The sequence below is a fragment of the Vibrio owensii CAIM 1854 = LMG 25443 genome (assembly GCF_000817815.1).
GTDB lineage: Bacteria > Pseudomonadota > Gammaproteobacteria > Enterobacterales > Vibrionaceae > Vibrio > Vibrio owensii.
This window is the reverse complement of record NZ_JPRD01000041.1, coordinates 40,247-54,676: the sequence shown is the minus strand read 5'-3', so window position 1 is coordinate 54,676 and position 14,430 is coordinate 40,247. Positions and strand designations below refer to the sequence as shown.

Below are 14,430 nucleotides of genomic sequence, written 5' to 3'. Positions count from 1 at the left end.
GATGATCCATTGCGCGACACCCCCAACGAAATGAAAAATGTAAGGATAAACCATGTCAGGACTGCGCACCCTAGGCGAATTCATTGTTGAGAAACAAGCGGATTTCCCCCACGCTAGCGGTGATCTTTCATCTCTCTTAGCTTCCATTCGTTTAGCTGCCAAAATTGTTAACCGCGAAATCAACGCGGCAGGTCTTGGTGATATCACCGGCGCTGTAGGTACGGAAAACGTGCAAGGCGAAGATCAGCAAAAGCTTGATGTATACGCGAACGACAAGTTCAAAGCAGCACTTGAAGCACGTGACCAAGTGTGTGGCGTTGCAAGTGAAGAAGAAGATGAAGCGGTTGCGTTCAACAAAGAACTCAACCAAAACGCAAAGTACGTTGTACTAATGGACCCACTCGATGGCTCATCAAACATCGATGTGAACGTATCAGTCGGTACGATTTTCTCTATTTACCGTCGAGTTTCTCCTATTGGTACCCCGCCAACAGAAGAAGACTTCCTACAGCCTGGTCACAAACAAGTGGCGGCGGGCTACGTGATTTACGGCTCATCTACTATGTTGGTTTACACCACGGGTAATGGCGTAAACGGCTTCACTTACGATCCATCGATTGGCAGCTTCTGTCTTTCTCATGAAAACATGATGATCCCAGAAGATGGCAAGATCTACTCGATCAACGAAGGTAACTACATCCGCTTCCCGCAGGGCGTGAAGAAGTACATCAAGTACTGCCAGGAGAATGTGCCTGAAGATGGTCGCCCATACACATCTCGCTACATCGGCTCACTGGTGGCTGACTTCCATCGTAACCTGCTGAAAGGCGGCATCTACTTGTACCCAAGCACACAAAGCCACCCTCAAGGCAAGCTGCGCTTGTTGTACGAGTGCAACCCAATGGCATTCTTAATTGAGCAAGCTGGCGGTCTGGCGTCTGACGGTGTAAACCGCATTATGGATTTGAAACCGACCGAACTGCACCAGCGTGTGCCTTTCTTTGTGGGTTCCAAGAACATGGTCAACAAGGTCGAAGAGTTTCTTGAGCTGAATCGCGAAGAAGACTAATTTCAGACCTTTGTCCAACGCGGCGGGTGTTTACCTGCCGCGTTTTTGTAGTTAAAGTGAACTGCGTAAATGTTAGCCAGATTAAGCCTCTAAACGCTTAATCCTCAATGAAAAGGAATATTCAAATGAGCTTAAACAACGTACCAGCAGGTAAATCACTGCCTGACGATATCTATGTCGTTATCGAAATCCCTGCTAACGCGGATCCAATCAAATACGAAGTAGATAAAGACACTGGTGCTGTATTTGTCGACCGTTTCATGTCTGCGCCAATGTTCTACCCATGTAACTATGGCTACGTGAACGACACTCTTTCTCTCGATGGTGACCCAGTGGACGTGCTGGTGCCAACTCCTTACCCATTGATGCCAGGTTCTGTTATTCGTTGCCGCCCAGTTGGCGTATTGAAGATGACAGATGAATCGGGTGAAGATGCGAAAGTCTTCGCTGTCCCGCACTCAAAAATCTCAAAAGAGTACGAAGGCATTCAAGATGTGGGCGATATTCCGGAGCTACTCAAAGCCCAAATCACACAGTTTTTTGAGCGTTACAAAGAGCTTGAAGCTGGTAAATGGGTAAAAGTGGATGATTGGGCAGATGTTGCTGCCGCAAAAGCAGAAATCCTAGAATCTTACGAGCGTGCGCAAAGTAAATAATCGCGAACGTTAAAAAGAGAAAGAGCTGCACACAGGCAGCTCTTTTTTTTTTCACGATATATCGTTAGTAACCACCAGCCGTCGATAGCCTGCCTGATTCATAATCGTTTTGAAAAAATGGATCAACGTCATCGCAGATACCAAAGTAAGGCGCGCCCTGTACACCAAGAATGTAAGCACTTTGCTCACAGTATTCTTGTTTACCTTCTTGATAGCCAGTTTTGTATGCCGTGATGAGTTCAGGAGTAGCACGATTAGTGTCATCTAACTTGGCGATGCGCTCTTCCGATAATTCAATCGCTCCGTCCAACGCTGATTGCTTACCGAAAGCCTGCCAGTCTGTCACGCTCACAGAGGTTGGTAACGTTGTCTGAGCACAAGCGTTGAGGAAAAGTAACATAGCGCCGACCACGAATAATCTCATAATCACTCCTTACATCTTACTGATTGCTTGCTAGTAACGTTTACTGCCCTTTGCTGTGCGACCCAACTCGTATTCACGACGGAATCGGTCGTCTAGGTCATCACAGATACCACGGTAATAACGCCTACTTTCACCGAGTGTAAAAGCATCTTGAGCGCAGTAATTAGCTCGACCACTTTCGTAACCATTACTGTAAGCCATGTATAGCTCATCGTCTTTATTGAACTCTTGCATAGAAAGTTTGGTATCGCCCGCTTCTGCACGCTGCATACCATATTGCTTCCATTCCATGCTGTCGTTGCCACTAGGTGGCGCGGTATTTGAACAACCGACCAGTAGCAGCAGTATGATTGGTGAAAGATATTTCATCGCAGACCTCCCAAGTCTTTGTTGTATATATCGTCAATGCATACGTTACTGGTCTAAGTATAGTTCACACCCGTTGGCACCAATCGCCAGATGCTATCTCTTCCGTAAGTTGTTCTGTGTCTTGATATAAGTAGATCCAAGCTTGGCCAAATGGCGTCGCAATGGTTTCTCTTCGATACTCGACCGGCACATCTTCCAGCTTATCTAGCTCAACCAAGGTGTCATTATCAATCAAGTACACTTCGCCTTGTATGACTTGCTGCCCCGTCGACAGAGCAGGGTAAGGCCCCAAGTCATAAAGCGCGAACTGGGCATCGGTTTGATGATGCCCAAGAAATTCGGCAGTACTCAAAAAGTGATGGTTGTGCTCTCCTTTGCGCAAGGTGCCATACACAAAAACCAAATGCTGCATAACCACTCCTTAGTTATGTTTAAAAGCTAAGCTTAGTTGAATTCAAATTGGTAAAGCAGATCAACCGCACTATCGACACCGGATACCGCTTCTAAGTACAAATCTTTCATCAAACGGTAACGAACGGTGAATTCACCTAAAGAGGTAAAGATACCCACGCCGTATTTGACTTGAAGACCCGGCAGAATGTAACCACTCACCGTCACCTGAGAGTCGTCACCCGAACCTGCCGTATCCAATTGCAGGTCTTGTACACCAAAGGCTTCACCGATTTCACCCACGACTTTACCGCTCTTCGCCAAGCTGAGACCGATCAAGGTTGTGGTCATCGCGTTACCGCCCGACTCCGCATCGATATCTTGACCACGCAATAGGTAAGACAGCGCGTTTGCTTGTGGCATTGCAGGATCCGAGAAGATTTCTACTGTTGGATCACTCGCAGGGCCAGTCACTCGAACACCAGCCGTCACATCATCTTGCGTGTTGTCTGGGTTACGAATCGCTTTAATCGATACGTAAGGCTGATCCGCGGGACCATTCATCATGATCTTACCTTCTTCAATCACCAAATCTTGGCCGAATGAACGGTAAGAACCGTCGACGATATTCACTTCACCGACAATGAATGGACCTTTGTCTTTTTGCGTCACATTCAGGTTACCTTGCAAGTCGCCTTTTAGGCCAAATGCAGATAACTGGAAGTCATCGCCAATCTTAATGTTGATGTCGGTTTCGACATTAAACGGCAGCGCTGGCTCACCATCGACCGGCTGCATGTCTTTGTTCAAGATAACCGTATCGCTCGAGACACCAACTGCGCTTGGCGGCAATTCATCCACCAAGATACGGCCCCATGGTAGATTGATATTACCTTCTACCTTGGCCAGTTTCGGTGTGACATCAATGGTCATATCTGGCTCGACCTTGATTCGCACCATCGGCGGCATATCAACTTTTAGCTCTTTAGCAAACACACGAGCTTTGGTGTGCCAGTTTTCTAGATCGCGCCAATCTGCATCACCGTTAATCTCCAACTTGCCATCCGGCGTAATAATGCCAGCGTCTAAATCCGCTTGGTGACCTTTAAAGTTAATCGCGACTTGGCCAGAGTTGATATCGATTGGCGTCACTTCACCCTGCAGCTTCATTTGGTCAATCAAGAATTGGCCGTTGACCTTCGGGTGCATCACATCACCCGACAGAGCCAGATCCGTATTCATGTTCGCTTTGAACAAGCTGTATTCACCAATCAGCGGAGCTAAGAAATCGAGATGGAACGTCGATAGCGACACTTTACCGTCGATAATTGGCTTTTCTGAAGAAACGTCATTCAACGCTACCTTACCGGATAAATCACCGTTGTCTGTGACGTCAAGTAGCCACTCAGCATCTAATTTATCCTGAGCTAATTTTGCTTTGAGGCTCACGCTTTCCCAGCCGACCTTGATTGGTTGCTCTAGCGTTTGCTCAACCTGACCTTTTGGCATATCCACATTCACCGTGACTTCCGGTTTCATGTCTGGTGCCCATTTCGCAAACGCGTTCGCATTCACCGAACCTTGCAGTTTAGTTTCTGGCGGTAAGAATTGTTTGATTTGGTCAAAGTCAAAGTTGGTGATGGCTAACTTCGCTTCGCCGCTCTTACCAACGCTGATGTCCTCACTCAAACACACGCTCGACTTAGACTGCAACCAACAGTGCGCTTGTACGTCAGCCACTTGTTTGTCGATGTTCACTTTCACTGCCGTCGATTTCTGCAGTGCCCAAGGGCCTTGTGGTGTGCTTAGCGTGAGTCGGCGCAATGCACCATCCCAGATCATTTCAGGTTTCTGCTTAAACGTACCTTCAATTTCTAAGCTGCTTGAAACGATGTCTGATACCACATCCAATGTCAGTTGATGCAGCTTCTCATCGCCTGTCACTTCAAGATCTGCGCTGTCGATTTTGATGTCATCGTAAGTGATGTTTTTCGCAATCAAACTCACATCAGCTTTCGGCGCAGGCAGAGGTGTCACATCACCCTTCAGGGTAATCGTCTCGACCTTCGCTTGTTGTTGCCAGTTCACTTGGTTAAGCGCGAGATCTAAGTTGATGTCTGGCTGTTTCAGGCTACCGCGAAGTGCGATATTACCATTCATATTACCGCCAAGATCCGGCACACTTTTCGCGAAATCAGGGAAATTAACCTCAACATCCATTAAGATTTGCTTGTCGATCTTACCTTTCGCTCGCAATGAGTTAGGACCATGCGACAAGGCTAAACCTTGAGTGTTCAGTTGAATGTCTTCGCCTTTGCCATTCTTATCCGCGGCGTCTAATTGGCCTTCAATATTTAACGGGTAGCCACGTAGAATACCGTCGATGTCCAGTTTAGGCAGACTCACTTGCCAGCCACCTTGATCGGTTAGTGAGCCTGAAGTCGATAGACTACCGCTGATATCACCTTCGGCTTCTGGCCACTGTAGGCCTGGTTGAATGTTCTTCAGGTTCAGATCGGCTTGCCAGTTGATTGGCGCCGCCCAGTTAGCCATTACCTTACCCGCTAACTCACCACCTAGCGTTTTGATTACAATGCTGTCTAAATCAATCTGTTCAAGCGTACCTTTGCCGTTCAGCGCCACATCGACTGCTGGGATATCTTTACCCGATGCCTTCGTTTCTAGCGCAACGGTGTAGCCATCTAGTGAGCCTTTTGTTTCTAAACTCGGTACAGAGACTTGATAGTCACTTTTTCCACTTAATGGCCATTGTGCTTCGACATCTTTCAGTTTGATATCAAATGGCAACTCAGGTTTAAGCGGTTGCACTTGACCTTCAATCTTGGCTTTAACCAGATCAGAAAGCGTTGCTTGTAATGACAAATCCCCCACAGAACCAGACGCAGATAACGATAACTTCTGGCCTTTCACGTCCGCTTGTTTAACCAAGGCATCAATCTGCGCTTTAATTGGGTAATCAGCCGATAATGTCACTTGCGTGTTGAGCTGACCTTCCACTTCCGGCATATCAAGTTCGAGTGTTTTAACATCGACTTTATCACCGCCTGCCGTTGCTTCGAGTCCTAAGTGATGAACGATAACCGGCGTGTCACCAGACAATTTAAAGTCATGAATATCAAGACGCTGCGCGTCGATGGTCAGTGGAATCCATACCTCTGGTAAAACAATACCTTCAGGCTCAGCTTCTGCCGTCGCTTGAGGCTGTGTCTTATCTTGTTGTTTTGCAGCAACCTCTTGAGTTGGGGCTTGTTCTGATGGTTGCGTTTTATCTGTCGCTTCAGATGCCGTATTTGCTGACTGCTGAGCCACCTTGGTTTGTGACTCGCCTTTCTCGTCTGCAGCTTTGGCCTCTGGTGCTTGTGCAGATTGCTTTTCTGTCGCCTCTTCACTTGGTGCAAGAGCCACATTTATGGCTTTCAATGCCGTTGGTGCAATGACTAAACGGTCACCCTGCATCGACAACGCCGTTGAGAAATCTTGCCAGTCAATTTTGTTTCCTAAGATGTTTAGGTTGATGTCGTTAAAGCTGACTTTATTGACGAAGATTGGCACTGGAGTGCTGATAGAACGCAGCGGCGGGGTTTCTTCTTCCGGCTCTTCACTTGCAGGAGGCAACTCCGGCATTTGGAAGTTCACACCCTGCAGAGCCAGCTCATCCACACACACTTTCGGATCAAAGAAACAACGGAAGTTGATCGCGAGCGTCAAGCTCTCAACCTTTGCATCAACATTCAACGACTCGTCAACAAAGCTGACGTTGCGTAAAGCAAATCGAGGGAACAATGAACCTTGAATTTGCTCAACTTTAAGTTGTGGCAAAGCTTTCTCTGCGCCCCAAAGCGCCAGCTTTAAACCTGGATGCGTAAATAGAATGGTGCCGACGAAGATCGCCAGCAAAAGAATTAGGCTCAGCAGACCGATTGAGAACCATTTCGTCCACTTCAAGGTTGTTTTCATCATAGCTCTGGCCCCAATGAGAAGTGGATGCGGAATTCTGGATCTGGCTCAGAGTCTAGACCCCAAGCAAAGTCAAAGCTGACCGGACCAACTGGAGATGCCCAGCGAATGCCCACACCCGCGCCCGATTTCCAGACTGGGGTTTCATTAAATGCGTCACCGATATCGTAGAAGACTGCGCCCCACCAGTTACCAGTTACGCGATATTGGTACTCAAGCGTGCTGGTCACCATGTACTTCGCACCAGTCAATGCCCCACTAGCATCGGTTGGCGAGATAGACTCATAACCATAACCACGAATGTTGTTGTCACCACCGGCGAAGAAACGCAGCGATGGCGATAGCTTTTCAAATTCATCAGTGATGTTGGCACCACCTTCTAGGCGGAATAAGCCACGGTGGTTCTGACCAATCCCTCGAATCCAAGACGTACGACCCAGAAGACGAAGAACGCGCGTTTCAGACAACAATGCAGGGTCGCCGTATTCAACGGTCACACTCTGCTTATCACCCCACATCGGCATGTTGCCGCCACGAGTTCGTGTACGAGAGAACGACGCACCCGGCAGAACAAATTGCACACCATCTTCTTGCAAACCTTGCGAGAAGTTTTCGTACAAGTGACGAACGTACAAAGTCTTGTGCCAACCACCATCGGTGATCCAGTGACGCTCTACCGCAAGATTCGATTCCAAACTCTCCGTATCGCGGTTATCAAGGTGCTTCAAACCGAACTGAAGTTGGTAGTACTCATGTAGTACATCATCGAGTGGGATTTTGTAGCCCGCTGTAATGGTTTGTTCAGGTTGCGATAGAGAAAGGGCGGTATCAAAACTGTGGCCACGAGCGCTTACCCATGGCTTTTTCCATTTCAGCGTACCGCGCACACCGGTATCGGTAGAGTAACCAATACCCGTCTCCAATTGGTTTTTCGCAGCAGGAGCAAGAGAGACTTTGATTGGCAAGTCACGACCGTCATCCAACTTACTCAGATCCGGCTCGACAAAAACCGAAGAGAACCAATCGGTGTTAGAGAGATTTTGGTTGTATTCGCCAACTTCGGAAACCAAGTAAGGCTCACCAGTTTTAAATGGACGCAGAGAGTCCACGCGATCTTCCCAGATCTGGCTGCCCAGAATTTCAACCGTACCAAAGTGATAGCGAATACCACTGTCATAGTGGAGACGGACATTCGCTTCGTTTAGCTCTGGTACAATTTCTAGGCGGCTCAGCTTAAAGTCGCCATTAAAGTAACCGCGTTGCAGCGCTAAGTTGCGAATTCCTGATTTTAGAGCGTCGTATTCCCCTTGATTGAGGATACGACCTTCTTTCAATCGTGATTTATTGATGAGATTCGTGAACTCTTCATCTTTCTCGGCTTCACCCGAAATCACCACGTCCATCTTTTTTATTCTGACCGGCTCGCCGGGTTTGACGTTGACGATCAGTTCATCATTATCTTTCGTAATAGTGTATGAAATTTTCGCATGATAATAGCCGAGCGCATTCAACGCTTCAGTGATACTTTGTTCCAATCGCGCCTGAAAGCGCAAAGACGTAGAGTAGTCGTCTTCAGGAATTGAAGACAAATAAGCGTTCACATTATCTTCTAGCGCGCCATCGATGCCCTTGATCGTCAGGGAAACATCGGCGTAAGCGCTATGAGAAAAGGCAAGGAGGCTAGCAATTATCGGAGTAGCTTTTCTTATCATGCTTTTTAGCTGGACGAGGTTAAATAAACGTAAACAATAATAACGCCAATTAAAGGCTAAGTCTGTAATATTAATAGGTTTACTACGGTCTATGTCATCACAACATCATATTCAGACTGAATAAAATAATTCGCAAAATTAAGACACGTATTGAAGGACAAATACCATGCTCAACAAACAGACAATGATCAGTATAGAAGATGCACTGCCTGGTCGAGAGGCATCAATGCAAATCGATGACACTCATTTTGTAAATCAATCGAGTTTAACGGCTCAGCCACAATCTCACCAACAGCAAATTTTATTCGGAATGGGCTGCTTTTGGGGCGCTGAACGCCTGTTTTGGCAACTTGAAGGCGTCGTATCAACATCCGTCGGTTACGCAGGTGGTTACACGCAAAATCCCACTTACGATGAAGTTTGTACAGGCAAAACTGGCCATACCGAAGTGGTTCGCGTCGTATTCGACGAGCGCATAATTTCTCTGGAGCAATTACTGGCAACGTTTTGGGAAAGACACGACCCTACGCAAGGGATGCGCCAAGGTAACGATTTAGGAACTCAGTACCGTTCTGCGATTTATACCTACTCGCCAGAACAACAAGATGCGGCAGAAAAATCGAAAATCCAATATCAACAAGCGTTGCAAGAAGATCAGCGCGCGGCAATCACGACGGAAATCCAAGCGGCGGGCCCTTACTACTTTGCAGAAACCTACCATCAGCAATACCTAGCAAAAAATCCAAACGGTTATTGTGGATTGGGCGGCACAGGTGTTTGCTTCCCACCGAGCCTTCAAGGTTAATCCGAAACGAAAAAGAGCGACGAAAGTCGCTCTTTTACAAATCTTGTCATTATACCGGGAGCGATAATATCGCTTGGTTTACTTCTCTAAATACAGAGAGTTGTTTGGGATTTTTAACGTCAGGTAATAGTACTTTGCCGTTATCAAAACGGAACTCACCCACACCTGCAATTGAAAACTGACCTTTGAATAAAGTCTTAACGAAACGCGCCACCTGACGTGGACGGTAAACAGCAAACTCACGTAGCATAACCAACCTCAACATCCTTTTGAGAAAACACTGATTGCTCTTTCCTTGGCAACCTTTTATGCGCAATTTGCGACGTGGTTCATTCTATCAAATTTCAACGTTAACGCAACAATATTAGACATCATACGTTAAAGAATTGTTATAAACGGTTCTACATTTTTATGCACTGTAAGTATATACTTGGGAAGTCTCACAACCCATATGGAACATAACAATATGAAAACTAAGACTCTCCTCCCTCTTTTCCTTGCTCTTACTCCGGGTCTAGCGCTTGCTCACAACCTGTCTCTTGGAGAGAGTGTACCCGCAGCAAAAGTTGATGCTTACGGTGAAATCGTACTGCAAGGTGAAGGTGTGGCTTACCAACCTTGGGCAACTCAACAGATGCTAGGTAAGGTCCGAGTTATTCAGGCTATTGCAGGACGCAGCAGCTCAAAAGAAATGAATGCACCATTGATGGTCGCACTTACTGACGCAAAATTCCCAGCAGACGCTTACCAAACCACAACCATCATCAATCAAGATGATGCAGTTTGGGGAACAGGCTCGTTTGTGAAGTCTTCAGCACAAGACAGCAAACAAGAATTTCCTTGGTCTTCTATGGTTCTGGATGAAAACGGTGTAGTAGCAAGCTCTTGGGCCCTAAAAGAAGAAAGCTCTGCAATCATTGTGCAAGATAAACAAGGTAAAGTGTTGTTCATCAAAGAAGGCGCACTGACTCCTGATGAAATCACGCAAGTACTTGGACTTATCAAACAAAACATCTAGCTGTTTTACGCTCCTTGCCACACTTGGCAGGGAGCGACTTCCTTACCTTTCCCAGCTTACTCTTCTCATAAGCACTTCTTTCACCAAAGATAATTTGCTCTGCACTAACAAAAGAGTGAACTTTTAGCGAAAATGGATGTTATATTATAACACCAAGTATCATTTCGGGCTTTAAGATGCACTATCGCTGGCTAGCAACCACACATCATTGGCGTCGCACTGTTGTCTTGCTCAGTGTTGCGTTACTGATCGTATGGAATTTCGCTACCATTGCCCATGAACTTGACCTAATTCCAGAACATCACAGCCACCATCACTGCCAAATGTTTGCAGGAGCTCATCATGGTCTGGTTAAGGCTCTACCAGAAATTCTCGCTCCAACGTATCAACGTTCAACGCATTCTGACGTTATCGAAAAGCACTTAAATGTCAGTGATGTGCGCTACACAGCACGTGCGCCGCCGATATTTGCTTAAACTTAAGAAGTCCCCATACTAGAAACAAAACTGGTTGCTAACCTCATGATTTAATTCAGCAACCACAGCAAAATAATTAAGCAAATTAGGAAAAAGAAAATGCCATCTAAACACGCTCTAGCTCTTGTTATCGGCCTATCACTAGCAGCAACTGCTAACGCAGAAGAATACCGTCAGCACGAAGCGCACGTTCACGGTCACGTAGAATTCAATATTGCTCAAGACGGTAAAGACCTATTGATTGAAATCACTTCTCCAGGCGCTGACGTAGTGGGCTTTGAACACGCACCAGAAAATGCGGAGCAAGAGCAAGCACTTAAGCAAGCGATTGCTGCGCTAAAAGATACAGACAAGCTATTTGCTATCAACCAACAAGCAAAATGTGTGATTGAAGATGTTCATGTATCTCACACACTAGGCCAAGATTCTCACGAAGGTCATGACCACCATGATCATGAAGGCCACGACCACGATAAGCATGACCACGAAGGTCACGATCATGACAAACATGAGCACGACCATGATCACGAACACAAAGGCCATGATCATGAAGAGCATGCGCATGATGACCATGACGGCCATGAGCACCACGATCACGAAGGTCACGACCATGAAGGCCACGATCATGAACACGGCGGCCACGGTGAGTTTACTGTTGAATACCGTTACCACTGTGATTCAGTCGCAGACCTAAACAGCATTGATACAACTTGGTTCAATCAGTTCCCAGCAACAGAATCAATCAGCGCAAATCTATTCACTGACACTACTCAGTCAGCGACAACGTTGAACAAAGGCAACACAAAGATCGCAATTAAATAACTCACATGGCGTGTGAGTACTTACTCACACGCCATTGCTTTGGTAATTTATTATGACTGAAACCACGTCAAACGTTGTTGAGCTTGCTAACGCCCAGTTTGTCTGGCCCGGCTCTGAAAACGCGACCATTAATATTCCACACTTACACATCGCTCAAGGCGAGCATGTCTTTATCAAAGGCCCTAGCGGCTGTGGTAAATCGACTCTGCTTGCCCTACTAACTGGAATCAATACGCTCACATCAGGCTCTCTGTCTGTACTTGATACCGATCTTGCAAGCTTAAGAGCAAGTCAAAGAGACAAATTTCGTGCCGATCACATTGGCTATATCTTCCAACAATTCAATTTGTTGCCTTACTTGAATGTGATCGAAAACGTCCTAATCCCATGCCAATTCAGCAAAATTCGCCGAGATCGCGTTGCACCAAACGCTTCGACTGCAACGCTTGAAGAGCAAGCAACATCACTGCTAGAACGTTTGCATCTTCCGAAAGCACTGCACAATAAGCCAGTCTCTGAGCTGAGTATTGGCCAGCAACAACGCGTTGCTGCTGCCCGCGCACTGATCGGCCAACCTGAACTGGTGATTGCTGACGAGCCAACTTCAGCCTTGGATCATGACAACCGCAAAGCGTTTATTGAGTTATTGATGGAACAAGCCAATCTTGCCAACGCTACATTGGTTTTTGTTAGCCATGATCCAACTCTGGAATCTCTCTTCCACAGAACACTAAATTTGCCTGAAATCAATCAAGCGCAAACCCTAGGAGCCGCATCATGAGTGCCGTAGTAAAGCTCGCTTGGAAAAGCCTGATGAACCGCAAAGCGACGGCGATACTTACCATCATGACCGTCGCGATTTCTGTTGTCCTTCTGTTAGGCGTAGAGCGAATTCGCACCCAAGCCAAAGACAGTTTTGCCAACACCATTTCTGGTACTGATTTAATTGTCGGCGGGCGTTCAGGGCAGGTAAACCTGCTGCTGTACTCGGTTTTCAGAATCGGCAACGCAACCAACAACATTGACTGGAAAAGCTATGAAGAATTTGCCAATCACCGAGCAGTTGACTGGGCGATTCCTATTTCATTGGGTGATTCCCATAAAGGCTTCCGAGTCATGGGGACCAATCACAGCTATTTCGAACATTACAAGTACGGAAGTAAGCAACCACTAACTTTCTCTGAAGGTCGAGAATTCAACGGTTTATTCGAAACAGTACTAGGTTCTGATGTCGCCAAAAAACTGGGCTATAAAATCGGTAGTGAGATCATCATTGCCCATGGCATCAGCGATGTAGGCTTTAGCCGCCATGACAACTTGCCGTTTAAAGTCGTCGGCATTCTTGCTCCAACAGGCACACCCGTCGACAAAACCGTCCACGTCTCATTGGAAGCAATTGAAGCGATACATGTCGGTTGGGAAAGTGGCGCTCGTCTTGGTCCGACACCGAGCGCAGAAGAACTCAAGGCAAGAGACTTCCAACCTAAGCAAATTACTGCGATGTTGATTGGCTTGAAATCGCGCATTCAAACCTTCGCTTTACAACGACAAATTAACACCTATCCGCAAGAGCCGCTTAGCGCCATCATGCCGGGTGTCGCCCTACACGAATTGTGGGGAATGATGTCTATTGCTGAGCAAGCGCTAATGGCGGTATCAGGGTTTGTCGTGGTCGCAGGTTTATTGGGGATGCTGAGCAGTCTACTCACTAGCTTACAAGAACGTCGCCGAGAAATGGCCATCCTACGAGCAATGGGGGCAAGACCAAAACACGTGTTCTCTTTGCTGATCAGCGAAGCAAGCTTACTGACATTTGCAGGTATCATTGTTGGGGTCGCGGGTTTGTATTCTATGCTTGCCCTCTTGCAACCGATAATCCAACAAAGTTATGGTATACACCTAACATTAACGGCACTGTCGCCGTATGAATGGATGTTGCTTGGCTTTGTGCAGTGCGCAGGCATTGTGATTGGCTTCATCCCTGCATTCCGTGCTTACCGACAATCGCTCAGTGATGGAATGACAATTAGGATTTAGTAAAGATGTGGAAAAAGATACTCGCTAGCTGCTTGCTACTGATTTCGTTCACTGCGCCAGTATTGGCAAGTGATGAACCGTTGAAACTCGACTGGATTGATCTAGTCCCTGAGAATGAGCGCAAGATGTTCGACAGCGTAGGTATGCCTGCGACTGACCACACCGGTGGCGCGGCATTACAGTCAAAGATTGGTAATGTTCGTCCAGAACTGAACGGCAGTAAGGTAAAAATCCCTGGCTTTGTGATCCCATTAGAAGGTGATGCGAATACAGTGACGGAATTTTTGCTGGTGCCATATTTTGGCGCTTGTATCCACGTTCCACCACCGCCACCAAACCAGATCATTTACGTGAAGTTTCCGAAAGGAGCGCCAGTACAAGAGTTGTGGGATGTCATTTATGTCGTGGGGACATTAAGGACCGAGACCATAGAACATGAACTGGCAGAAACGGCCTACGTGATTGATGGCTCAGCAATTGAAGCCTACGATGACATGTAGTTTGTAGCTCAATGAGCTCGTATAGCTGATTAAGTAGATACACCAAGGCGTCGATTCGGCGCCTTTTTTCTTTCTGTTAGTTAAACAATGTAGCGCGACAAATACGCTAATACACCAACATATAAAACCAAAAGTAGCGCTATCGACAGGTGCTTTCTCAGTTTGCTTACGTCT

At 46.7% G+C, this 14,430-nt stretch carries 15 protein-coding genes; 9 read left to right on the top strand and 6 right to left on the bottom strand.

Annotated elements, in window-relative coordinates; genetic code table 11:
* Positions 1-52 precede the first annotated feature (52 nt).
* Both fbp and ppa read left to right on the top strand, forming a co-directional pair.
* The gene (gene fbp / locus H735_RS20300; RefSeq protein WP_005430527.1) at positions 53-1,069 is read left to right on the top strand and encodes a class 1 fructose-bisphosphatase; all 1,017 of its coding nucleotides are present in this window, start codon (positions 53-55) and stop codon (positions 1,067-1,069) included.
* Between the two features lie 125 nt (positions 1,070-1,194).
* A complete protein-coding gene (gene ppa / locus H735_RS20295; RefSeq protein WP_020196539.1) occupies positions 1,195-1,725 on the top strand; it encodes an inorganic diphosphatase in 531 nt (176 codons plus the stop codon).
* A 64-nt stretch (positions 1,726-1,789) separates the two neighbouring features.
* Here the strand turns inward: ppa and H735_RS20290 are convergent, their stop codons facing one another.
* From H735_RS20290 to tamA, 5 genes are all read right to left on the bottom strand, one after another.
* Positions 1,790-2,149, bottom strand: a complete 360-nt coding sequence (locus H735_RS20290) for a DUF2799 domain-containing protein (RefSeq protein WP_009707810.1) — start codon at positions 2,147-2,149, stop codon at positions 1,790-1,792.
* A gap of 30 nt (positions 2,150-2,179) precedes the next feature.
* Positions 2,180-2,518, bottom strand: a complete 339-nt coding sequence (locus H735_RS20285) for a DUF2799 domain-containing protein (RefSeq protein WP_020196538.1) — start codon at positions 2,516-2,518, stop codon at positions 2,180-2,182.
* A 64-nt stretch (positions 2,519-2,582) separates the two neighbouring features.
* Positions 2,583-2,930, bottom strand: coding sequence for a gamma-glutamylcyclotransferase family protein (locus tag H735_RS20280; protein ID WP_005437357.1), 348 nt, complete (start codon positions 2,928-2,930; stop codon positions 2,583-2,585).
* Positions 2,931-2,962: 32 nt separating this feature from the next.
* The gene (gene tamB, locus H735_RS20275) at positions 2,963-6,889 is read right to left on the bottom strand and encodes an autotransporter assembly complex protein TamB (RefSeq protein WP_027726723.1); all 3,927 of its coding nucleotides are present in this window, start codon (positions 6,887-6,889) and stop codon (positions 2,963-2,965) included.
* Positions 6,886-8,598: an autotransporter assembly complex protein TamA gene (tamA, locus tag H735_RS20270; protein ID WP_020196536.1), complete on the bottom strand. Its 1,713-nt coding sequence runs from the start codon at positions 8,596-8,598 to the stop codon at positions 6,886-6,888. The genes tamB and tamA overlap by 4 nt, the downstream gene beginning before the upstream one ends.
* A 166-nt stretch (positions 8,599-8,764) precedes the next feature.
* Here tamA and msrA point away from each other — a divergent pair, with 166 nt between their 5' ends.
* The gene (gene msrA, locus H735_RS20265) at positions 8,765-9,403 is read left to right on the top strand and encodes a peptide-methionine (S)-S-oxide reductase MsrA (protein WP_020196535.1); all 639 of its coding nucleotides are present in this window, start codon (positions 8,765-8,767) and stop codon (positions 9,401-9,403) included.
* A gap of 49 nt (positions 9,404-9,452) precedes the next feature.
* On the opposite strand, the gene H735_RS20260 is transcribed toward msrA, so the two are convergent.
* Positions 9,453-9,653, bottom strand: a complete 201-nt coding sequence (locus tag H735_RS20260) for a DUF1107 domain-containing protein (RefSeq protein WP_009707816.1) — start codon at positions 9,651-9,653, stop codon at positions 9,453-9,455.
* A gap of 216 nt (positions 9,654-9,869) precedes the next feature.
* Here H735_RS20260 and H735_RS20255 point away from each other — a divergent pair, with 216 nt between their 5' ends.
* From H735_RS20255 to H735_RS20230, 6 genes are all read left to right on the top strand, one after another.
* On the top strand, positions 9,870-10,421 hold the full coding sequence (locus H735_RS20255) for a YtfJ family protein (RefSeq protein ID WP_009707817.1): 552 nt from the start codon (positions 9,870-9,872) through the stop codon (positions 10,419-10,421).
* Positions 10,422-10,597: 176 nt separating this feature from the next.
* Positions 10,598-10,897, top strand: a complete 300-nt coding sequence (locus H735_RS20250) for a DUF2607 family protein (protein WP_005437348.1) — start codon at positions 10,598-10,600, stop codon at positions 10,895-10,897.
* Between the two features lie 99 nt (positions 10,898-10,996).
* Positions 10,997-11,719 (top strand): zinc uptake protein ZrgA, encoded by a 723-nt coding sequence (zrgA, locus tag H735_RS20245; RefSeq protein ID WP_020196533.1) that lies wholly within the window; start codon positions 10,997-10,999, stop codon positions 11,717-11,719.
* A gap of 52 nt (positions 11,720-11,771) precedes the next feature.
* Positions 11,772-12,500, top strand: a complete 729-nt coding sequence (locus H735_RS20240) for an ABC transporter ATP-binding protein (RefSeq protein ID WP_020196532.1) — start codon at positions 11,772-11,774, stop codon at positions 12,498-12,500.
* The gene (locus H735_RS20235) at positions 12,497-13,756 is read left to right on the top strand and encodes an ABC transporter permease (protein WP_005437344.1); all 1,260 of its coding nucleotides are present in this window, start codon (positions 12,497-12,499) and stop codon (positions 13,754-13,756) included. The genes H735_RS20240 and H735_RS20235 overlap by 4 nt, the downstream gene beginning before the upstream one ends.
* 5 nt (positions 13,757-13,761) lie before the next feature.
* A complete protein-coding gene (locus tag H735_RS20230) occupies positions 13,762-14,256 on the top strand; it encodes a DUF3299 domain-containing protein (protein ID WP_020196531.1) in 495 nt (164 codons plus the stop codon).
* Positions 14,257-14,430 lie beyond the last annotated feature (174 nt).